This is a genomic window from Streptomyces sp. RP5T, assembly GCF_003933965.1.
In the GTDB taxonomy this organism is placed as follows: Bacteria; Actinomycetota; Actinomycetes; order Streptomycetales; family Streptomycetaceae; genus Streptomyces.
The window spans coordinates 1-22016 of record NZ_RSAJ01000086.1 but is presented as its reverse complement, the minus strand read 5'-3'; the positions used below and the strand labels follow the sequence as shown (position 1 = coordinate 22016).

Below are 22016 nucleotides of genomic sequence, written 5' to 3'. Positions count from 1 at the left end.
GGCCAGGCGCAGGTCGTCGCAGAGTCCGGCGATCCGCTCGCGGTTGCGGTGCAGCCCCTCGTACGCCTCCTGGCCGAAGGCGCCCTTGTCGCGGCGGTCGAGCACGGCGTCGGGAACGACCGGGCGCAGGGCGGCGGTGAGGGCCGGCTTGTAGCGGCCGGGCACCACCCGGTCGGCGACGCGCAGCGAGAGGGCCGCCTCCAGCACGCGGTCGTCCAGGAAGGGTGACTCGAAGGTGACGTCCAGGGGGCGCAGGGAGCGGTTGAGCTGGCGGGCGGCGTGTCCGCTGAGCACGGCGACCTCCAGCGTCTGGTGCTGGAGCCGGTCGGGATGCAGCGGCTCGGGGCCCCGCTCGGCGGTCTCGCGCAACAGGCGGCGGACGGTCGCGACGGCGTCGGGGGTGGCCCACTCCGGCATTCGCGGGTCACCGCGGCCCCAACCGGTCGGCGGGGTGAAGCGGGGGGCCGACGGCGCGTCGACGTCGCGGGCGGCGCGGGCCAGGGTGGCCGCGAAGGTGCTGCGGTCTGCGAGCGAGCGGACGGTCGCGCCGAGGGGCCAGCGGTTGAGGGAGCGGAAGCGGCGCATGGTCCGTATCCCGCGCAACGGATCGCTGCGGATCAGGGACCAGCCGAAGTGGGGTGAGATCCCGAAGAGTTCGTCGCCGCCGACACCGATGAGGTGGCGGGTGACGCCGTCCGCACGGACCGTTCGGGCAAGGCTCTCGGTGTGGGCCCGGTTCCTGGTCCACACGAGAGGGCCTTCCACGTCGTCGCGGGCGCCGTCGAGGTCGGGCGCGGCCTCGTACCAGAGCGGTCCCTGCTCCGCGTCGACGAAGCGGTGGCGGGCGTCGGGCATGAGCGCGGCTGCCCGTCCGGCCCACTTCGCGTCGGCGTTGGCGCGGTCCTTCGGCTCCCAGTGGTGGGTAAGCAGACGGGCGTCGGTCGCGTCGGCGAGGAAGCAGAGGCTCGTGGAGTCGAGGCCGCCGGACAGGTCGGCTCCGATGACGTCCTGGCCCGCGGCGCGAGCCGCCACGGAGGAGACGAGGGCCTCGCGGATGGTGTGTGCCGCTGTGGCGATGGGGACGCCAGGGTCGGGCGGTGTCCACCAGGAGACCTCGCGCGCCTCGCCGTCGGGCCGTACGTCGAGCCAGCAGCCGAAGCCGAGGGAGTGGACGCCGGTCCACATGGTCCGTGCGGTGAGGGGCCAGGGGACGGGCAGGAGCAACTGGAGGCCGAGGGTGTCCTCGTCCAGGCTCGTCTCCATGAGGGCGGTCAGACCGCTCGGGCTGTCCGCGGCGACGGTGACGCCGCCGATCCGCGCGTGGAAGACGTGCCGTGCGGTGGAGAGGGAGCCCTGGGTGCGGGTGCGGCCGTCGAACGAGGCGGCCAGGTGACAGCTGCCGGGCAGTGAGCGGCTCAGTGTGTCCAGGTCGTGGGGCGTGTGTGCGCGCGCCAGCAGACGTCCGGCCGCGCCGGGGTCGGTGTGGGTGGGGCCGAGGAGCAGGAGCCGGTTGCGGGCGCCCTCGGCGAGGACGCATTCCGTGTCCTCCCAGCGGCCGATCACCCAGGGCCGGCCCGAGGCATGGGTGACGGTCCGGACGCCGGGCACGCCCGCCGCACGGGCGATCGGCTCGGCTTCCGGGCTGTCGGGCAGGATCAGAAACTCCATGTCCCCTTCTTCGGTTTCTTCGGTCGGCCAGCGGGCGAACGGGGCTTCGAGCGGACGGCGAGCATGTGGGACCCCGGTCAGGCCGCGGGCGAACGGGTCGCCGGTCGGACGGCGCCGGCAAGTGGGACGCCGGTCGGACAGCGGGCGAAAGGGGCTCCAGTCGGACGACCGGCGCGTGGGCGTCGGTCGGGCGCCTCACCCGGACGAGGTCTCGACCGGGCAGGTCGCCGCAAGTGGGCGTGTCAGCAGGGCAAGGACCGACCGGGCGCGTGTCAGGGCGGCGAGTTCTTGGCATGCCGCGTCTTCAGCAGCGGGACCCTCGGCAAGGCGCGTCTGCAGCAGCGCAGGTCCTCACCCGGACGAGGCCGTAGCCGCTGTGCCGGGTGGAGACCGCCCCCGGTCGCGGGCGCGGTGCGTCGAGGTTGGTGGGGCTGAGGACGGGCCCGCTGACATCGCGTCCGGCGGAGGACGGCTCGCTGATGAGGTGTCCCGGTGGGGACGCGCTCCGCTGAAGGCCGGTCTCACCCCGACGTGCCCCCGAGCCGCCGCGCGAGAGGCGTCGGCCCCGGGGCCCGGTGTGGTGTCGGGGCGGCTCCGGACGGAGTCGCCCCGACACCGGACGCGCGGCGGCGGTCACCGCCTCACACGCGTGGTCAGCAGATCCAGGCGTCCCCGCCCCACCAGTCGACGCAGTCCGTCGGACCGGCGCCGAGCGTCAGCTCAGCGAACCCACCGACCTCCACGAGCTCGGGCGCCTCGTATGTCTGCTCGTTCGTGCCCATGTTTCCCATCCTTCTTCTCAGACGGTGAGGCGCCACAGCGGCGAGCCGGCCGCCCTGCGGCACCCCTGGTCACGGACAAGGTAGGCAGCCCGCCGTCCCGGGCTCCTGGGCGCGGCGTCCCGTCTCCGTCCCGCCGTGCGACGGACGCCGGTTCAGGCGTCGCGCCGCTTCACGGCCAGATACCCTCCGAGCAGTGCCAGGGCCACCCACGCGGCGAGCACGGCCATCCCGCTCCAGGCGGTGAGGACCATGTGGTCCTGGGGTTCCCTGCGCATGATGATCCCGCCGGCGGCGTCGGGCAGGAACTGGGCTGCCTTCTGCACTCCGGGCAGGTTGTTGAGGATCTCGGAGATCATGAAGAACAGCGGCACGAGAAGGCCGAGAGTGAGGGCGGAGCTGCGCAGCACCGTCGCGAGCCCCATGGAGAAGGCGCACAGCAGGGTCATGTAGAGGATCGATCCGATGACGGCGCGCAGCACTCCGTCGTCGGTGAGGGCGGCGTTGTGGTCGGCGCCGATCGCGGCCTGCGCCGTGAAGAAGGTGACGAACACGACCACGACCGAGGCCGCAAAGGCCATGGCGGTGCCGGTGAGGATCTTGGCGGCGTAGAAGACCCCGCGCCGTGGCACGGCCGCGAGCGAGCTGCGAATGGTGCCGCTGCTGTACTCACCTGTGACCGCCATCACCCCGAACACGACAAGGGCGATCATGCCGAGCCGCAGTCCGTTGAAGCCGGATCCGACGGGGTCGAAGTCGGCTTTGCTCCGGGCGCTCATGTCGTCGTAGGCGCCCCGCAGAACCCAGCCGAAGAGCAGGGCGACCAGGACGCTGGTGAGGAAGCACAGGACGAGGCTCCACAGGGAGGAGCGCACACTGCGAATCTTGGTCCATTCGAACGCGATGGCCGCGCGTGTGTCGGGCATGATCAGCGCACCTCCTTGTCGGCCTTGTCGGCGCGGTACTCAGCGGCGTCCGCGGTGAGCTGCATGAATGCCTCCTCCAGCGAGGCCGTGCGGGGGCTGATCTCGTAGACGGTGACGCCGTGCCGGGAGGCGAGCCGGCCGACCGTCTCCGAGGAGGCGCCGACCGCTTCGAGGGTGCCGTCGGGACCGTCGTCGGTGCGGATGCCGGCCTCGGTCAGCACAGCGCGCATGCGCTCGGGTTCAGGGGTGCGGACGACGATGTACGCCCGGGAGTTACGGGCGATGAAGTGCTCGACCGAGGTGTCGGCGAGCAGTCTGCCCCGGCCGATCACGATGAGATGCTCGGCGGTGAGCGCCATCTCGCTCATGAGGTGGCTGGAGACGAAGACGGTGCGTCCTTCCGCGGCGAGCTGCTTCATCAGCCCTCGGATCCAGAGGATGCCCTCGGGATCGAGCCCGTTGACCGGCTCGTCCAGGAGCAGGACGGGCGGGTCGCCCAGGAGGGCGGAGGCCACGCCGAGCCGCTGCGACATGCCGAGGGAGAAGCCCTCGGTGCGCCGGTCGGCGGCATCGGTGAGACCGACCGTGTCCAGGACCTCGTCCACGCGCTGCTTCGGGATGCGGTTGCTGCGCGCGAGGCCCAGCAGGTGTGCGCGGGCGCTGCGGCCACCGTGCAGGCCCCTGGCTTCGAGCAACGCGCCCACCTCGCGCAGTGGATGGCGCAGCTGAGCATAGGACCTGCCGTCGATGAGGACCTGGCCGGAGGTCGGCCGGTCGAGCCCGATCATGGTCCGCATGGTGGTGGACTTGCCCGCCCCGTTGGGTCCCAGGAAGCCCGTCACACGGCCCGGCTCGACCGTGAACGACAGCCCGTCGACGGCCAGGGTGGCCCCGTACCGTTTGGTGAGTCGCTGTACCTCAATCATGATCCCCACCATGGCGGGCACCCCGGCCGCGCACATCGGGCCGGAGGATGTCATCCCCGGGACCGAATCGGCGGACGGGCACGCGCCGGTGGCGGTGGAGGGAAGTTCCCCGAAGGGTTCCCCTCCACCGCCACCGGGTGGAACGGCCTGTCAGGGCCGGTGTGCGGTACGGCTGGTGAAGCCGGGTCAGCAGACCCAGGCGCCGCCGTTGAACCAGTCGACGCACTGGTTGTCCCAGCCGAGGGTCAGCTCGGAGAACTCGCCGACCTCGACCAGCTGGGGGGTCTCGTACTCCTCGTACGTGGCCATGTGGTCACCGTCCTTCCTAGGAGATTGGCCCGGGGCGGGCCGCCGGTCGCTTCCACCGGCCCGCCCCGCGTTCGCCTCGCCAACGTAGGACTCCCGTCGTCCCGGGCTCCCGGGGCCACGGGCCCGACCGGGTCCCGCCCCTGCCTGTCCTGCCCGGGATCGGCCTTTCGCGATCACGGAGTCACGCGCCCAGTCCCGCGTCCCGGGCCCGGACCACGGCGGCGGCCCGGTCGCTGACCTGGATCTTGGAGAAGACGTGGGAGACGTGGTTGCGGACGGTCTTCTCGGCCAGCACGAGTTCGCGGGCGATGCGCCGATTGGTGTAACCGCGGGCGATCAGGTCGAGGATCTCCCGCTCCCGCTCGGTCAGCTGGGGAAAGGCCGCCCGTCCGGGCAGCTCGTGGACGGCGGAGAAGTAGCTGCTCATCCGCGCGGCCACGGCGGGGCTGAACACCGCGCCCTTCCGGGCTACGGTGCGCACCGCCCCGACGAGTTCGGCCCGGGGCGCGCCTTTGACGAGATAGCCGTGTGCTCCGGCACGCAGGGCCGCGACGACCATGTCGTCGTCGTCCGACATGGACATCATCAACACCCGGGGTCTCTCGGTGCCGAGGTGCTGGGCGGCGGTGATGGCCGCGACCACGGAGATCCCGGAGGAGTCCGGCATCTGCACGTCCAGCAGGACCACGTCGGCGCGTACGCGTTCGTGGACGAGCGCACGTACGGCGTCCTCGGCGCTCTCGGCCTCGCCCACCACCTCCAGGTCCTCGATGTCCTCCGTCGCCAGCCGCACGCCCGCCCGGAACAGCGGATGGTCGTCCACCACGAACACACGTATGGTCATGCTTCGCCCCGCGGGAGGGTGACGCGGACCAGGGTTCCGGGCGCGCCGTCGGGCCGGGGCAGCACCTCGCAGCGGCCGCCCACGTCCTCGGCCCGGCGGGCCATGGAGGCGAGACCGACGCCACGTCGGCGGGCCTTGCCGACGGGCGGACCGACGCCGTCGTCGGTCACCTCCAGGGTGATGGCGTTGTCGTGCTCGGTCAGCCGTACCGTGGCGGTGCGGGCCCGGGCATGCCGTACGACGTTCGTCAGGGCCTCCCCCACGATCCGGAAGGCGGCGAGTTCGGTGGCGAAGCTCAGCCCGCGCACCGGTCCGTCGCAGGGCAGTTGGGCGTGCACCTCCAGCTCTCCGCCGACGCCGGCCCGGTGCACCAGCTTCAGCAGGGCCTCTTCGAGACCTTCGCTCTCCAGCTCCGGCGGGCGCAGATCGTCGATGATGCGCCGGATGTCGTCGACGGTGCGGCGCGTCTCGGCCGCGGCGTCCAGGATGAGCTGACGTGTGGCGGGCTGAGCGACCCGTTCCGCGGCGACGTCGAGACGGAGCCTGATGCCGGCCAGGGCCGGCCCCACACTGTCGTGCAGGTCGTCCCGCAGCCGGTTGCGCTCGTCCTCCCGCGCGGCGACCAGCCGTTCGCCCACCGCGGGCGGGACCTCGGGCTCTTCGGCGGGATCCTCCCGGCGCCAGCGCGGGTATCTCCCCCAGCCCTGTCCCATGAGGGCGAGGGCGCACAGGACGACGGACACAGTGACGGCGAGGTCCAGTTGAGTGGGCCGCGGCAGCACTCCGAGCAGGCCGAGGACGACGGGAAGCGCGGCGATGAAGAGCACCCGCCTCATACGCATCGGTAACTTTCCCGCGAGGAATTCACCGCCCCCTTCGATACTTAGTACCTGCCTCCACGCTTGACTCGTTCTCCCCCGTTGCAATCTCATGTCGCCGAAGTTAACGCGTTTCGGTCGAACATGGGAGAAAGAATTCAGTCGCGATAGCGGAAATCGCTTCCAGGGATGACGTTTACGCAGGTGAAGGCGGCCAGAGAGGCCCCACGGGCCAACCTGCACGACCACGTCGCCTTCACGAGAAGTGCACAATAGATGCACCGCGTGGAGTCATACGACGGAAAATTCCTGGCCAAAGACCGAGAGGTCCACGGAGTCCTCCGCTCCATTTGCCGCGAAGGAATTTGCCGGCCCCTCTCAGGCCCTCCCGGCCAACGACTCGAGCCGCACCACGAGATCGGCAGGGCTGGGCTGTGCCGCGATCTCCGCCCGCACTTCGCGCGCGACCCGCGCCGGGCCGGTCTCCCGGAGCAGCCGCAGCAGCGCCGCCTCGACGGAGGCCGCGTTCGTCTCCTCGGGAGCGAGCAGGAGCCCGGCTCCCCGGGCGGCGACGACGGCCGCGTTGGCCGGCTGGTCGGCCATGCGGGGCAGCACCAGTTGGGGGACTCCGTGGGCGAGTGCCGTCAGCGAGGTGCCGGCACCCCCGTGGTGGACGATGGCCGAGCAGCTCGGCAGCAGGGCACTGAGCGGAACCCATCCGGCAACCCGGACGTTGCCGGGCACCGGCCCGAGGGCCGACGCGTGTTCCTCCCCCATGGCGAGCACGACCTCCAGGTCCAGGTCCCCGCACCGGTCCAGGAACGCGCTGAGCTCACCGAGTTCGCCGGACAGCGGCAGCACGCTGCCCAGGGTGAGGCAGACCCGCGGCCGGACCGGCGCCGACAGCAGCCATTCGGGCAGCAGACGGCTCTCGTTGTACGGCACGTAGCGCATCGGCCACTCCGTGGCGCTGTCGCGGCCGCCCATGCTCGGCGGACGTATGTCGATCACGGCAGCCGCGGCGGCCGGTTCGGCGACCCGCAGGGCGACCCGCGTGGGCTGCAGGTACTCGGCGATGGACTTGCGGTAGCCGACGGCCTGTTCGTCGCCGCCCGCCCACGCCAGCCGGACGCTCTGCTCGACGAGGGGGATCCCGAGGCGCGCCGCGACCAGGGGGCCCGCCCCCTGCTCCAGGGTGGACAGGACGAGGTCCGGTCGGAAGTCCCGGGCGAGAGCCAGCAGCCCCTCGGCCATCTCCTCGCCGAACAGACCGAGCCCACCGCGCCGCGGCCGCGGCTCGCCCGGCGGGGTCAGGTGGATCGCCCGGCTCGCCTCCAGGAACTCGGCGAACACGTCCCGGCCCGGGCACACGTCGACGGCCGGGAGACCGGCGGCCACCAGGGTTCGCGCCGCCTGGGCGTTGTTGGCGACCAGGACCTCGTGTCCGGCGGCGCGCAGGGCCCAGGCGAGCGGCACGGTGGGCAGGAACAGTCCGGAGCCCGGGGCTGCCATGGACAGGACTCTCATCGCGGGATGCCTTCCGTCGCGCGCGGACCGTCGACCAGGAGGTGGGCGGTACCGGTACGGGTGCCGAGGCGTTCGGCGGTGTCGGACGTGGTGATGAGCAGGGCAGGCCGCGCGTCGGTGAGCATGAACTCGATGCGTTCGCGCGGATAGGCGGGGTCGATGGGCAGATAGGCCGCGCCCGCCTTGAGGACCGCGAGGAGCGACACGATCATCTCGGTCGACCGCGGCATCGCGAGGGCGACGATGTCCTCCGGTCCGATGCCTCGGCCGGTGAGGTCGGACGCCAGCCGGTTCGCCCGGTCGTCCAGTTCCCGGTACGTCGTGGTCAGACCGCCGTACCGGACAGCGATGTGGCCGGGGGTGGCGGTCGCCTGGGCGGCGAACAGCTCGGCGACGGAGCGGCGTGGTACAGGGCGGGCCGTGTCGTTCCACTCGGCGAGCAGCCTGCGCTCGTCGTCACCGAGGAGGTCGACGGAGTCGAGGCGGGTGTCGGTGGCCGCGTCGGCGAACAGCCGCAGCAGCCGCAGGACGCGGTCCCCGATACGACGGGCAGCGGTGTCGGTGAGGATGTCGGGCCGGTACCCGAGGTGGAGCACGAGCCGGTCGCCGGGATGAGCGAGCAGGCTCAGCGGATAATGGACGGTGTTGTGCGCCTCGGTGCCCGTCACCCGGACGCCCCCGACGGTGTCGACCGCCCGGTCCACCGGATAGTTCTCGAACACGACGAGGGTGTCGAAGAGTTCGCCGTCGATGGCCGTGAGGCTCTGGATCTCGGTCAGCCCCAGATGGTGATGGGCGACCAGCTCGAACTGCTCCTCCTGAAGCCGGGTGTACAGCCCGGCGAGAGTCTCCGCGCGGTCCGTGCGGACGCGCACCGGCACCGTGTTGACCAGCATGCCGACCACCGCCTCGACGTCGGGGAGTTCGGGGGCCCGGCCGGACACCGTCGTCCCGAACACCACGTCGTCGGCGCCGGTCAGCCGGGACAGCAGCAGGCCCCAGGTGCCCTGCACCACGGTGTTGAGGGTCAGGCCCAGCCTTCGGGCACGTTCGCCGACGGCGGCGGTGAGGTTCTCGGGGACCGTGAGGACGATCTGCTCCGTCGCCGTCGCCTTGTGACTGTCGGCGTACGGAGCCACCCTGGGCGCTTCCGCGAGGCCGTCCAGCGCCGCCCGCCACGCCTGGCGGGCGGCGGGTGCGTCCTGCTCGCCGCGCCACGCGAAGAACGCCTGGGGGGAGACGGCCGGCGGCAGGACGGAGGCGTCGCCGCCGGCACCGTAGACGATGAAGAGCTCGCTCAGCAGCAGCGAGGTGGACCAGCCGTCCAGCACGATGTGGTGGTTGGTCAGCACGAGCCGGAAGCGGTCGGCCCGGCGCCGGATCAGGGCGAATCGCACCAGCGGGGCCGCGGCCAGATCGAACTGCCCCGCGCGGATCCGCCGGGTGATCGACTCGACCTCGGTGGCCAGTTCGCCGTCCGGGACGGTGGTGAGGTCGTGCTCCTGCCACGGCGTGGCCACCTCGGACTGGATCACCTGTACGGTGTCGCCCGCGGCCCGGCGACGGAAGCTGGCCCGCAGGGTCGGGTGGCGGCGCACGACGGCCTCCACCGAGCGCCGCAGCACCGGGATGTCGAGCGGCCCCTCCAGGTCCAGTGCCACCTGCACGTTGTAGAGGGCCGAGCCGGCGTCGTCGTACGCCGCGTGGAAGAGCAGTCCTTCCTGGAGCGGAGTCAGCGGCAGGATGTTCTCGATCTTCGGTGTGCGGCGCGTCGCCCTCGTCACAGGTCCCCCTCCAGATGCAGTTCTTCCTCGAGCCGGTCGATCTCGTCCTGGGAGAGCGCGACCAGGGGCAGGTCGGACGGGCTGTGGCCGCCCGCGTCCGGCCGTCGCACATGGTCGACCAGGGTCCGCAGGGCGCGGAACCAGATCTCACCGAGTTCCTCGACCTCGGCCTCGGTGAGCAGCTCCGCCGCCCAGGCCCACTCGGCGACGAGGACCGGCGCCCGCAGCTCCTCCCCCTCGGCCGCCCTGCCGTCCTGGACGAGGGTGTTGAGCTCGATGGTGTGCGCCAAGGGCAGTTGGGGATCCGCGCCACCCGAGAAACCGCCGATCTCATGCGCCGGTGTCCAGGCCTCGCCGACGCCCGGCGTGCCGAACCGCCCCAGGTGGTTGAAGCCGATCTCGGGCACGGGCAGCCCGGCGAGGACCTGTCGGGTGCGCGGGTTGAGGTACCGGAGCAACCCGTGGCCCAGTCCTCGGTCGGGGATGGCGGCCAGCTGTTCCTTGACGCTCTTGAGCGCCCGGCCCACCTCGGGACCCGCTGCCCAGAGGTCGGCCCGGTCGAGGGCGCCCGGGTCGAGCCGGACCGGATGGACGCTGGTGAACCAGCCCACCGTGCGGGACAGGTCGACACCGCCGACCGTGTCCTGCGCCCGGCCATGGCCCTCGACGTCCATCAGCACCGGGCCCACCGGACGCCCGCGGCGACGGCACCACTCCTGCACGGCCAGGGCCATGCCGGTGAGCAGGACGTCGTCGACCGTGGCATGGAAGGTCTCGGTCACCTCGGTCAGCAGCGCCGCGGTCGTCTCGGCCGGCAGGGTGCGGGACAGGACCCGCCGGGTGGCGACCACGTCGCGGCCGGGGTCCGGCGCACGGCTGCCCAGCGGATCGGCCTCTCCCACCGACAGCTGCTTCCACAGCTCCAGCTCCCCCTCCCGGCGGGCGCTGAGCGCTTCCTCGGCGAGCAGACGGGTCCACCGGCGCAGGGAGGTCGGCACGGGAGCCGGTGCGACGGGATCGCCCTCGCGCAGCGCCATGACGGTCTCGGCGAGGTCGCCCACCAGGATCCGCCAGGACACACCGTCCACGGCGAGGTGGTGGACGACCAGCAGCAGATGTCCGGGGTCGGCGGCGCCCGCGTCGAGCCGGACGGCCTGCCACATCACCCCCTTCTCCGGGTCGAGTCCGTCCCGGGCGAGCTCGGTCTGCCGGTGGACTGCTTCGCGCAGCCGGCTCCCGCTCAGTGCCGAGACGTCGTGGCGGAGCAGGTGCGGGACCCCCTCGGTGTGTGCCCCGGCGGCACGGGCTGCGTCGGCGCCGGAAGGCATGATCTCCAGCCCCCACTCCGCGCCACCGTCCACGCGGCGCAACCGCAGCCGCAGCGCCTCGTGCCGCTCCTCCACCGTCCGCAGCGCCGCCTCAAGGGTCTCGTCGTCGACACCGGCCGGCAGTCTCAGGACCATCGACTGGCTGAACCGCTGTACGGGGCCGCCCAGTTCACGCAGCCGCTCCATCACCGGTGTCGGTCCCAGGGGACCCGGACCCGCCTCGTCATCCGGTGCTGCCGCCTGTGTTCCGTCGTCCTCCCGTACCGCGCGCGCCAGTTCGGCGGGGCTGCGGTGGCGGAAGAGGTCGCGGGGGGTGAAGACCAGGCCCTTGCGCCGGGCCCGGCTCACCAGCTGGATGGAGGTGATGCTGTCCCCGCCGAGGGCGAAGAAGCTCTCGTCGGCACCGACCCGGGGCACGCCCAGCACCTGTGCGAAGAGTTCGCACAGCAGTCGCTCGCGGGCGGTGCGCGGGGCCCGCACCGGCGCGGATTCATGTACCTCCGGCGCAGGCAGCGCCTCGCGGTCCAGCTTGCCGTTGGCGGTGACCGGCAACCGGTCCAGGACCACTTGGGCGGCCGGGATCATGTAGGCGGGCAGTTCCTCGGCGGCCCGGGCCCTCACGTCGGCGGCGTCGATGTCCGCGCCGGGCCGTGGGACCAGGTAGGCGATCAGCCGCAGACCGCCCGCCGCGCTCTCCCGGGCCAGGACGGCCGCACGCTCCACCCCGGGGTGCCGGGCCAGCACGGCCTCGATCTCCCCGGGTTCGACCCGGTGCCCACGGATCTTGAGCTGGTCGTCGCCGCGTCCCAGGTAGTCGAGGGTGCCGTCGGGCAGTCGGCGCACCAGATCGCCGGTGCGGTACATCCGGGTCCCCGGCGCGCCGAACGGGTCCGCCACGAAACGCGAGGCCGACAGGGCGGGCCGGTTCAGATAGCCGCGGGCCACCCCGGCACCACCGAGGTAGAGCTCACCCGGCACTCCGACGGGGGCGGGACGCAGCCACCGGTCCAGGACGTAGGCCCGGGTGTGCGGCAGCGGCCGGCCGATGGGAGGTGCGATCACCTCCGGTGGGTCGGCGGACTCCCAGTCGGTGGCGTACACGGTCCCTTCCGTCGGGCCGTAGAGGTTCACGACCCTCGTGCCGGGCAGTGACTCGCGGATTCGGCGGACGAGTTGCTCGGGCAGGGCCTCGCCGGCGAGCACGAGCAGCGGAGTCGAGAAGCGCAGCGGCGGACTGGCGAGCAACCCCGCCAGGGCCGAGGGGACACCGCTGATCAGGGAACCGCTCCAGGGCCGCTCCGCCAGCTCCAGCAGGTTCCGTACGATCTCCACCTGTCCGCCCGCCACCAGCGGGGCGAAGAGCTCGAACACCGACACGTCGAAGGTCAGCGAGGTGGCCGCCAGCACCCGCCGCAGCCCGTCGGCGCCGAACCGGTCGGCCGCCCAGCCCAGCAGGGCGTCCATGGCGGAGCGCGGCACGACGACGGCCTTGGGACGCCCGGTGGAGCCGGAAGTGTGGATCACGTACGCCGTGCCGACACCGGTTTCCGGGAGATCGCCGTCCGGGAGGGCCGCAAGGGCGCCGCGGGTGTCCGGGTCGTCCAGGGCCAGGCGCGGCAGCGCGGACGCGTCCGGCAGCCCGGGCGGAATCCCTCCGCCGAGCAGCACGAGGACCGGCGCGGCGTCCTGGAGGATGAAGGCGGTGCGCGCCGCCGGATGCCCGTGGTCCACCGGCAGGTAGCCGGCACCCGCCTTCAGGACCGCCAGCAGGGCGACCATCATGTCCACCGAACGGGGCAGGGCCACGGCCACCAGGTCCTCGGTTCCGACGCCGCGCGCCTTCAGCAACCTGGCCAGCCGGTTGGCCCGTGCGTTCAGCTCGCCGTAGGTCAAGGACTCCGGACCGCAGACCACCGCAGTGCGCCCGGGGGTGCGGGCCGCCCGGTCCCGGACGGCGGTGGTGACCGGAACGGGACGGGACGCCGGACCGGTGTCGTTCCAGCCGTCGGTGAGCCGGCTCAGCTCGGCCACGTCCAGGGCCTCGACGGCGCGGGCAGGGACGTCGAGGCCGGACTCGGCGACCGTCCGCAGCACCCGGACGCAACCGTCGGCGATGCGGTCGACCCCCTCGCGGGTGAACAGATCCGGGCGGTAGGTGAACTGGAGGGTGAGCCTCGGGCCCGGGGTGACGATCATCGCCAGCGGATAGTGCACGTCATTGTGGGTGCGCAGGTCCGTGACGCGCGGTCCGGCGGTGTCCGGGCCGACCGTCATGGCGTCCGCGTCCAGGGGATAGTTCTCGAAGACCGTCAGCGTGTCGAACAACTCGCTTTCCAGACCGGTCAGTCGCTGGATGTCCGTCATCCCGAGGTGGTGGTGGGCGGAGAGCCGGGACTGTTCGTCCTGGAGGCGGGCGAGTAGTCCCCCGAGGGACTCGTCGGGATCCAGCCGCACCCGCACCGGAACGGTGTTGATGAAACAGCCGATCATCGTCTCGGTGTCCGGCAGCTCCGGCGGCCGTCCCGCGACGGTGGTGCCGAACACGATGTCGTCACCACCGGTCAGCCGGCCGAGCAGCAGGCTCCACGCCGCCTGGATCAGGGTGTTGACCGTGACGCCGTGCGCCCGTGCCCGCGCGGTCAGCGCGGCCGTGAGGGACTCGGGGAGCCGGACGGTGCGGGACGAGGGGACGACCGAGGTGCGGAGGTCGCCGAGCGGCGCGAGCCGGGTCGGTCCCGGCAGCTCGGCGAGTGCCTCGCGCCACGCGTCCTCGGCCGCCGTCCGGTCCTGCCGCTCGCGCCACCGCAGGTAGTCCCGCCAGGAGGTGTCGGCCCGCGCCGGCGTGTCGGCGCCAGGCTCCCGGTAGAGGGCGAACAGCTCCTGGAGCAGCAGGGGCATCGACCAGCCGTCCAGGATGATGTGATGGTTGGTCACGGCCAGGGTGAAGCGCCGTTCGTCCAGCCGCAGCAGGGTGCAGCGCAGCAGGGGCGCCTCGGCGAGGTCGAAGCGCCGGGTCAGGTCCGCACGGACGAGGCGTTCAGCCTGTGCCGCACGCTGTGCGGGATCGGCCGCTCTCAGGTCGGCGTACCGCCACGGTGTCGGGACCTGCGCCCTGACGACCTGGACGGGTCCGCCGTGCGGGCGGTGCCGTACGCAGGCGCGCAGCACGGGGTGACGGCGCAGCAGCGCCGCCAGGGCCGAGCGCAGGGCCCCGGCGTCGACGTCGCCCTCCAGGTCGAGCGCGACCTGTACGTGGTAGACGTCCGGCGCCCGGTCGTCGTAGGCGGCGTGGAAGGTCAGACCCTGTTGCAGCGGTGTCAGCGGCAGGATGTCCTCGGCGTCCGGGCAGGCGCCGGTGATCTCGTCGATGTCCTGCTGTGCGAGGCGGACCAGGGGGAAGTCCGAGGGGGTGTGCCCGCCGGACCCCGGGCGGCGGGCACAGGCCGCGAGGGCGGCGAGCGCCCTGGACCAGGTGTCGGCGAGGTCGCGGACGTCGTCCTCGGTCAGCAGGTGCCGGGGCCAGGACCATTCGGCGGCCAGCCGGGGGCCGCCGGTGGCGTCCTCGTGGACGAGGGCGTTGATCTCCAGTGCGTGGGCGACGGGGGCCGCGGGGTCGGCGTCGCCGGTCAGTCCGGTGCCGTCGGCCACGGGTGACCAGCCGCCGGTGCTGCCCGCGGCGGCGAACCGTCCGAGGTAGTTGAAACCGATGTCCGCGGCGGCGGGTCCCGCGAGGAGGGGGCCGGTGCGGGGGTTGAGATGCCGCAGCAATCCGAATCCCAGGCCGTTGCCGGGGACGGCGGCGAGTTGTTCCTTGACGCTGCGCAGGGCGTCGCCGACCGCGGGTCCAGCGGTCCAGAGGTCCTCCCAGTCGGTGACCTCGGGGTCGAGGCAGACCGGGAAGAGGGTGGTGAACCAGCCGACGGTACGTGACAGATCGGCGCCGTCCACGGCCTCCTCCTCGCGGCCGTGGCCCTCCACGTCGACCAGCACCGGGGCGGGGACGCCGCCGTGTCGGCGGCGCCAGTCCTGGACGGCGAGCGCCAGCGCGGTGAGCAGCACGTCGTTGGCCGTGGCGTGGAAGGCGGCGGTGACCTCGGAGAACAGGGTCGCGGTGGTGGCGCTGTCCAGGTGGGAGAGCAGCGTGCGCCGGGTGGCATGGGTGTCGCGTGCGGTGTCGAGCGGGCGCCCGCCGAACGCCGGACCCGTTCGTGCGAGGACCTGCTGCCAGTACGGGAGTTCCCTCTCCCGTGCCGGAGTCAGCGCCGCATCAGCCAGCGCCCGCGCCCACTGCCGGAACGGCGTGGCCACCGGAGCCGGACTCGGTAGGCCGCCCGCCGCCAGTGCCGTGTACGCGTCGGCCAGGTCCGGCACCAGGACCCGCCAGGAGACTCCGTCGACGGCGAGATGATGCACCGTCAGGAGGAGAGTGCCCGGATGGTCCTGGCCCGCGTCGCACCAGACGGCTTGCAGCATCGTGCCGGCCTCGGGGTCCAGTCGTTCCCGCGCGGCGTCCTGCGCCGCCCGCGTGTCGGCGCCAGGACCGAGCCGCACCAGGCAGTCCCGTGCGTCCACCGAGCCGGGGGGCCGTATTCCCAGGGCCCAGGTGTCCCCGTCCCGGGTGAGCTTCAGGCGCAGGGTGTCGTGGTGGTCCAGGACGGTCTGCAGGGCGCGCGTCAGCGTCTCCTCGGACAGTCCGGAGGGAACGTCCAGGCGCAGTGACTGACTGAAACGCCGTACGGGGCCGCCGCGTCGCCGCAGCTCGTGGACGATCGGCGTGAGCGGGACGGGGCCCACGCCCGAACCGGGTTCGGCTCCCACGGCACGGGTGCCGGCGATCTCGGCGAGCCGTGCCACCGTCCGGTGCTCGAAGACCTCCCGCGGCGTGAACACGACGCCGTCGGCGCGCGCCCGGCTGACGAGCTGGATCGAGCTGATGCTGTCCCCGCCGTGGTCGAAGAAGCTGTCGTCGACGCCGATGGAAGGCAGTCCCAGCACCTCGGCGAAGAGCGCGCACAGCAGTTCCTCGCGCGGACCGCGCGCCTGCCGGCCGGACGCCGTGGCCCGGAAGTCGGGTGCGGGCAGCGCCTCCCGGTCCAGCTTCCCGTTGGCCGTGGTGGGCAGTGCCTCCAGGACCATGACGGCGGCGGGGACCATGTGGTCGGGCAGCTTCTCCCGCGCATACGCGCGCAGGACCGCCGACAGCCGCCCGGCCTCCCGGACGACCGAGGGCCTGTTGGTGTACGGCCGCGGCGGCGCGCCCTCGACCGGCAGGTACACGTCCGTGACCGCACCGGTGTGCTCCGGTGGCAGGAAGAGCACGTCCAGTTCGCCCTGGGCGCCGTCACCGCACCAGGTGATCACTGTGCGGTGGCCGAGTCGCTCCCCGAGTTCGTGGAAGGTCTCGGGGACGATGCCGGTCGGGACGTCCGGCTCCGCCGGTGCCTGGGGGGTGAACACCCTGCGGCTCGCGGCCACTTCGGGGGCGAGCCGGGCGTTGGGTACGCCGACAAGGCGCAGTCCGTCCGGGTGGTGCCGGGCGAGCCGGCCGCGCAGCGCGTCGAGATCGGGTATCTCGGTGCCCCAGGCGGCTCTCGGCACGTCGCGCAGGGACCGCGGCGGCCGGTCGGAGCGCTTGTGCAGGACGACGTCGTAGCGGTAGCGGCTCAGTTCGTTGTCGTAGCGTCCGCGCTTGACCCTGATGTCGACACCGGCTGCGTCGGCGGTGTCCCTCGCCAGGGCGGTGAAGAAGGCCGGGTCCACGAGGAGTTCGTTCTCCTGGAGGGCCCGTTGCGCGACGGCCCGCCGCACGCTGCGCGGATCCGCGCCGGCCGGGGTGCGGGCCAGCTGTACGGCAGTGTCGAGGAATCGTCGCAGCCGCAGGTCACGGACGTCGCCGACGAACAGTGCGCCCCCTGGCCGCAGCAGGCGCAGCGCTCCTTGCAGTACGGCCCGCAGGTAGTCGGGGCCGGGGAAGTACTGCGTCACGGAGTTGACGACCACGGTGTCGAAGCAGCCCTCGGGCAGGCCCTCCAGGTCATCGGCCGGCTGGGTGCGCAATTGCACCCGGCCGCGCAGCTCGGGCCGTGCCTCGACGTGCCGGCGCAGGGCGGCGATCGCGGCGGCCGAGAAGTCGGTCGCCCAGTAACGCTCGACCGCGGGGGCGAGCCGGGACAGCAGCAGGCCACTGCCGACACCGATCTCCAGCACCCGGCGGGGCCGTAGCGCGCGGATGACGTCCACCGTGGTGTCCCGCCACTCGTTCATCTCGTCCAGCGGCAGGGGCTGTCCGGTGTAGCTGCTGTCCCAGCCCGCGAAGTCCTCGCCGAAGGCCGCGCCGGGTTCCGCGCTGTACATCGACTGGTAGAGCTGCTGCCACTGCTCGACGTGCTCGCCGCGGATCTCGTCGAGACGAACCGCGAGCCGATGCCGGTCGGGCACCGCATATCCGACCAGACAGTGTCCGGAGGGCCCGTCGTCCCGGGCGATCACCGCCACCTCGCCGACGTCCGGGTGCTCCCCCAGCACCGAGGCGATCTCGCCGGGTTCGATGCGCGCGCCGCGGATCTTGACCTGGTCGTCCGCGCGTCCCAGATAAACGAGGTTGCCGTCCGTGTCCCAGTGGGCCAGGTCCCCTGTGCGGTACATGCGGTCGCCGGGCTCGCCGAAGGGGCAGGCGACGAAGCGCTCGGCGGTGAGGGCGGGTCGCTCGAAGTATCCGCGGGCGAGTCCGGTGCCCGCCAGGTAGAGCTCGCCGGGCACTCCTTCGGGCACCGGTCGCAGTGCTCTGTTCAGGACATACACGCGGGTGTTGGCGATCGGGCGCCCGATCGGCGGGGCCGTCGTGGCCGCGGGGTCGCACTGCCACGACGTGACGTCGATGGACGCCTCGGTCGGCCCGTAGAGGTTGTGCAGCTCGCAGTCCAGCACCGAGAAGAACCGGGCGGCAAGCTCCGCGGGGAGCGCCTCCCCGCTGCAGATGACCCGGCGCAGGCTCGTACAGTCGGCCGCTGCGGGCTCGGACAGGAAGGCCTGGAGCATGGACGGCACGAAGTGCACGGTGGTGACGCGCTCTTCACGGATGACGGCCGCGAGGTAGGCGGGGTCCCGGTGCCGGCCCGGTTCGGCCATCACCAGGGCCGCGCCGGCCGTCAGCGGCCACAGGAACTCCCATACGGAGACGTCGAATCCGCACGAGGTCTTCTGGAGCACGCGGTCCCGTTCCGTGAGCCGGTAGCGGTCCTGCGTCCAGCGCAGCCGGTTCGCCAGCCCGGCATGGGTGTTGACGGCGCCTTTGGGGCGGCCCGTCGAGCCGGAGGTGTGCAGGATGTAGGCAGGTGAGTCCGGCAGCAGCGGGCGGGGACGGTCCGCGCTGGTGACGTTCTGAGCGGGCGGTTCACCCGCCGTCCCGTCCACCGTCACGTCGTCGAGCAGGAGCCGGGGGGTGCCGGCGGCCTCGGGCAGTCGGGCCGTGAGGTCACGGGTGGTGATCAGCAGGGCCGGGTGGGAGTCGTCGAGCAGTCGGGCGATCCGGTCGGCCGGGTACTCCGGGTCGACCGGCAGGAAGGCGGCGCCCGACTTGAGTACGGCGAGCAGGGCGGTCACCAGGTGCACGGACCGGGGTACGGCGAGGGCGACGACGTCCTCCGGCCCCAGTCCCCGGGCGAGCAGAAGGCGGGCCACACGGTTCGCCCGCTCGTTCAACTGCCGGTAGGAGAGGGACTCCTGGGCGTCGACGACGGCCTGGGCGTCGGGAGACGCGGCGACGCGGGCCTGGATCAGGTCGACGGCCGTCTCCGGGCCGTACGCGCTGCGGGTGGCGTTGTGCGCGACGAGCAGCCGTGCCAGGTCGCCGGGGCGCAGGACGTCGAGGGTGTCGCAAGCAGTGCCGGGTTCCGCGGCGGCCATGTGCTCCAGCAGCCGCAGCAGCCCGTCACGGTGGACCGTCAGGTCGCGCAGGTCGTGGAGTTCGGAGTTGCCGTCGACATCCATCCGGCATCGGTCACCGCGGGCATCCGGGTAGAACACGAATGCCAGATCGTCGACCGGCCCGTTGGTGAGATTGTGAACGGCTGCCTCACTACCGCCGAACCGCACCCTCTGGTCGAAGAACTGGAGGTTGACGTGCGGCCCGACCAGCGGTCTGCGCTCATCGACGGAACCGAGGTCGTTGCGGAGATCCTCGTATCGATAGCGCTGATGGCGTAAGCAGAGTCGCACTTCCGCCGAGACGCTTTCCAATAAGGATTCCAGAGCTTTGCCCGGAGTTGCCCGAACCCGCAAGGGGACGACATTGGAAATCATCCCGGGAAGATTTCTGGACAGCTTCCCGAAACGGGCGGTGACCGGCAGTCCGAGGACGACGTCGGGTTCCCCGGTGAGCCGCGCCGTGTACAGGACGGATGCCGTGGTGAATACGGTGGGAAGCGTGACTCCGCAGCGGTCCGCCAATCCTTGCAGGGCGGTGACGCTTTCCTTCTCCAGTATCGCCGTGACTCGCCCTCGGCCAATAGGACGACCGCGTTCCGCTTTTCCGAATTCGGCGGGTGCGGGACTTCCGGCAAGCTTGGCCCTCCAGAACTCGCGATCGGCCTGGAATGCGCGGGATTTCCGGTAGTCACGGTCCATCCTCAGCTGCTCACCGAAGGGCGCGAAGCCCGGCCCCTCAGGTGTGCGCCCTTCGGCCAGGGCGGAGTAGACGGCGGCCGCGCGACGCACGAACAGCGCACCCGAGAAGCCGTCCATGGCGACATGGTGGCCACGCAGGAACCAGAGATGCCGGTCGTCCTCCACTCTGATCAGCGCCAGGGAGAACATCCGCCCGCGCTCCGGCGCCAGGGGCACACCCAGAGCCTCGGACATCCACTCCTGTGCCGCCTCGAACGACCGCTTCCGGTCCCGAAAGTCCAGGCAGGGCATGGTGAACTCCACTGCGCTGTCCACGACTTGGACGGGCTCGCCGCCCGTCTCGTCGATGCGCGCCCACATGCCGGGCCACTCGGCGAGGGTCTCGCGCGCCGCACGCTCAAGGAGGTCGGACCGCAGAGGGCCCATGATGTCGACGTAGACCGCGACGCTGTAGTCGAGGCCCTCCCGCGCGAGGCGCTGGGCGAGCCACATTCCGGTCTGCGCGGCGGTGAGAGGGAATTCCTGGCGCGCTGGTGCGGACATGCCGAAGTCCTCCGCGAAGCTGATGACGGTTGTAGCCCACTCGAAGACAGGCGTGCTCAAATCAGCCGTCGTCCGCGGCCCGCTCGACACGGTTCGCCAACCCGGCTGTTTCCTGCGAGTTTCCCCGGAAGTTCGGGGGAAGCGTCAGCGCGGTTTCCCGGCGCGGCCCCGTCTCAAACAAAATGCCGGAACCATGTGAAACCCCCGTCCCCGTATGTCGTGCCGCGCTCCCCGACCCGACTCGCATCGAACACCCGGACGGCGACACTCACGCCAGGTTACACAGAAGAAATGCCCGTGCAAGGGCACGAACGGAATCAATACCTCCGGTACCGGCGGGGACGCCCGTCTTGAAATCCGGCATTGATGCAGGTCAGTAGGTGCAGGACACACCCGGGCGACAGGAATGACCTTGACACCGCTTCGGAGGGCTACCTATGCTCGGACCCCGTTGGCATCAATCGGACTACTGTGCGATGTAGTCCGTATCCAATGGGTCTGACGGCGCGGGGGATCTCCCGATCGAGCGACCGTACCAGCAGGACGCCGGTCCGCAATTGACTCCTTTTACTGTCGGCCTTCCTTCATTCACCTGCCTGACGGGGGCTGTCCGAATGACCGATCTCGCAGCGTTAACGGGTCTTCCCTTCGATCTGCGCACGAAGGCGTTCCTGGACTATCTGGACCGCCGACGCGCACGGACGGCGGTCGTCCGGAGCGACCAGCCAGGGGTGTGGGAGGTCTTCGGCTACGACGAGACCGTGCAGGTGCTCGGCGATCACGAGACGTTCTCCAACGACATGAACGACCTCATCCCCGAGGACGAGCGGGAACTGGCGAGCGCGGCCCAGGGCAACTTCCTCGGGATCGATCCGCCCCGTCATACCCAGATGCGCGAGCTGGTGCGACGGGCGTTCACTCCCCGGGTCGTTGCCGAACTGGAACCGGTCATCGAGACCACGGCCGAACAACTGCTGGACGAGGTGGAGTTGTCGGCCGACGGCTCGGGCACCGTCGATCTCGTGGCCGGCTTCGCCAGTCCGCTGACCGCGCGGGTCATAGCGAAGCTCTTCGGCATCCCGGAACGGGACCACGTCCTGTTCACCATCTGGGCGGACGCCCTGCTCGGTGCCCGGCCGGCCGGTGAGCTGGGCAAGGCCGACGAGTCCGCCGTACGCGAGCTGGGCGACCTCGTGCGCTCCGCGTCGGCCTACCTCCTCGACCTCATCCACGAGCGCCGCACCCACCCCCGGGACGATCTGATCAGCTCCCTCGCCCAGGCGGAGGTCGACGGACGCAGCCTCGGCGACCACGAGATCGTCGGCGTCATCGGCATGTTCGTCATCGCGGGGCACCTTCCGTCGTCCGTGCTGATCGGCAGCACCGTCATGGCGCTGGACACCCACCCCGACACCTTCGCGCAGGTCCGCGCCGATCACGACCTGCTGCCCCAGGTCGTCGAGGAGGTGCTGCGCTGGCGTCCGCCACTGGTCCGGGACCAGCGGGTGGCGGCGCGCGAGACGGAACTCGGCGGCGAGCGCATCCCGGCCGGCGCGATGGTGTGCCTGTGGCTGGCCTCCGCGCACCGCGATGCCACCCGTTTCCCTGATGCCGACGCGTTCGACATCCACCGCCGGAACCCGGCTCGCCACATCGCCTTCGGCAAGGGCATCCACTTCTGTCTCGGCGCACCGCTGGCCCGCATGGAGACCCGCATCGCGCTGACCGCGCTCCTGCGCCGCTACGACCGGATCGAGGTGCTGCGCGACGGCGGCATCCAGTTCCATCCGTCGATCGGTGTCCTGGGACCGATTCACCTGCCGACCGCGGTGCACGCCCTCGCACCGTCCGCCTGACGCCTGCGGCAGGAGCGCCCACCGACCGGGTGCCCGGACCCGCCCTCGTCCGGCCACCGACGCGGGGTGCCCGGTCCCCTCAC

General features: G+C 71.8%; 11 protein-coding genes. 1 reads left to right on the top strand and 10 read right to left on the bottom strand.

Annotated features, from left to right (window positions below):
* The 10 genes from EHS43_RS12410 to EHS43_RS12365 form a co-directional block, all read right to left on the bottom strand.
* On the bottom strand, positions 1-1668 hold a 1668-nt coding region (locus EHS43_RS12410; RefSeq protein WP_148104037.1), incomplete at its 3' end, for an asparagine synthase-related protein.
* A gap of 653 nt (positions 1669-2321) precedes the next feature.
* The gene (locus tag EHS43_RS12405; protein WP_125190729.1) at positions 2322-2450 is read right to left on the bottom strand and encodes a lasso RiPP family leader peptide-containing protein; all 129 of its coding nucleotides are present in this window, start codon (positions 2448-2450) and stop codon (positions 2322-2324) included.
* A gap of 152 nt (positions 2451-2602) precedes the next feature.
* Entirely contained in the window at positions 2603-3373 is a 771-nt protein-coding gene (locus EHS43_RS12400; RefSeq protein ID WP_125190727.1) for an ABC transporter permease subunit, read from the bottom strand.
* A 2-nt stretch (positions 3374-3375) separates the two neighbouring features.
* The gene (locus EHS43_RS12395; RefSeq protein ID WP_125190725.1) at positions 3376-4299 is read right to left on the bottom strand and encodes an ATP-binding cassette domain-containing protein; all 924 of its coding nucleotides are present in this window, start codon (positions 4297-4299) and stop codon (positions 3376-3378) included.
* Between the two features lie 186 nt (positions 4300-4485).
* The gene (locus tag EHS43_RS12390; protein WP_125190723.1) at positions 4486-4608 is read right to left on the bottom strand and encodes a lasso RiPP family leader peptide-containing protein; all 123 of its coding nucleotides are present in this window, start codon (positions 4606-4608) and stop codon (positions 4486-4488) included.
* 181 nt (positions 4609-4789) lie between these two features.
* The gene (locus EHS43_RS12385) at positions 4790-5452 is read right to left on the bottom strand and encodes a response regulator transcription factor (RefSeq protein WP_125190721.1); all 663 of its coding nucleotides are present in this window, start codon (positions 5450-5452) and stop codon (positions 4790-4792) included.
* On the bottom strand, positions 5449-6294 hold the full coding sequence (locus EHS43_RS12380) for a sensor histidine kinase (protein WP_185806224.1): 846 nt from the start codon (positions 6292-6294) through the stop codon (positions 5449-5451). The genes EHS43_RS12385 and EHS43_RS12380 overlap by 4 nt, the downstream gene beginning before the upstream one ends.
* A gap of 354 nt (positions 6295-6648) precedes the next feature.
* Positions 6649-7782, bottom strand: coding sequence for a nucleotide disphospho-sugar-binding domain-containing protein (locus EHS43_RS48750; RefSeq protein ID WP_125190717.1), 1134 nt, complete (start codon positions 7780-7782; stop codon positions 6649-6651).
* Positions 7783-7793: 11 nt separating this feature from the next.
* Complete coding sequence (locus tag EHS43_RS12370) at positions 7794-9581, bottom strand: condensation domain-containing protein (RefSeq protein ID WP_125190715.1); 1788 nt, start codon at positions 9579-9581, stop codon at positions 7794-7796.
* Positions 9578-20077 carry a non-ribosomal peptide synthetase gene (locus EHS43_RS12365; RefSeq protein WP_125190713.1) on the bottom strand — a complete coding sequence of 3500 codons (10500 nt, stop codon included), beginning with the start codon at positions 20075-20077 and terminating at the stop codon, positions 9578-9580. The genes EHS43_RS12370 and EHS43_RS12365 overlap by 4 nt, the downstream gene beginning before the upstream one ends.
* 614 nt (positions 20078-20691) lie before the next feature.
* Here EHS43_RS12365 and EHS43_RS12360 point away from each other — a divergent pair.
* Positions 20692-21933: a cytochrome P450 gene (locus EHS43_RS12360; protein ID WP_125190711.1), complete on the top strand. Its 1242-nt coding sequence runs from the start codon at positions 20692-20694 to the stop codon at positions 21931-21933.
* The last annotated feature ends 83 nt before the right edge of the window (positions 21934-22016 follow it).

Excerpts from the sequence above, each read along its gene's own strand:
- EHS43_RS12360 (WP_125190711.1), top strand. The coding sequence starts at position 20,692 with ATGACCGATCTCGCAGCGTTAACGGGTCTTCCCTTCGATCTGCGCACG.
- EHS43_RS12395 (WP_125190725.1), bottom strand. The coding sequence starts at position 4,299 with ATGATTGAGGTACAGCGACTCACCAAACGGTACGGGGCCACCCTGGCC.
- EHS43_RS12380 (WP_185806224.1), bottom strand. The coding sequence starts at position 6,294 with ATGCGTATGAGGCGGGTGCTCTTCATCGCCGCGCTTCCCGTCGTCCTC.
- EHS43_RS48750 (WP_125190717.1), bottom strand. The coding sequence starts at position 7,782 with ATGGCAGCCCCGGGCTCCGGACTGTTCCTGCCCACCGTGCCGCTCGCC.
- EHS43_RS12405 (WP_125190729.1), bottom strand. The coding sequence starts at position 2,450 with ATGGGCACGAACGAGCAGACATACGAGGCGCCCGAGCTCGTGGAGGTC.
- EHS43_RS12365 (WP_125190713.1), bottom strand. The coding sequence starts at position 20,077 with ATGTCCGCACCAGCGCGCCAGGAATTCCCTCTCACCGCCGCGCAGACC.
- EHS43_RS12400 (WP_125190727.1), bottom strand. The coding sequence starts at position 3,373 with ATGCCCGACACACGCGCGGCCATCGCGTTCGAATGGACCAAGATTCGC.
- EHS43_RS12385 (WP_125190721.1), bottom strand. The coding sequence starts at position 5,452 with ATGACCATACGTGTGTTCGTGGTGGACGACCATCCGCTGTTCCGGGCG.
- EHS43_RS12390 (WP_125190723.1), bottom strand. The coding sequence starts at position 4,608 with ATGGCCACGTACGAGGAGTACGAGACCCCCCAGCTGGTCGAGGTCGGC.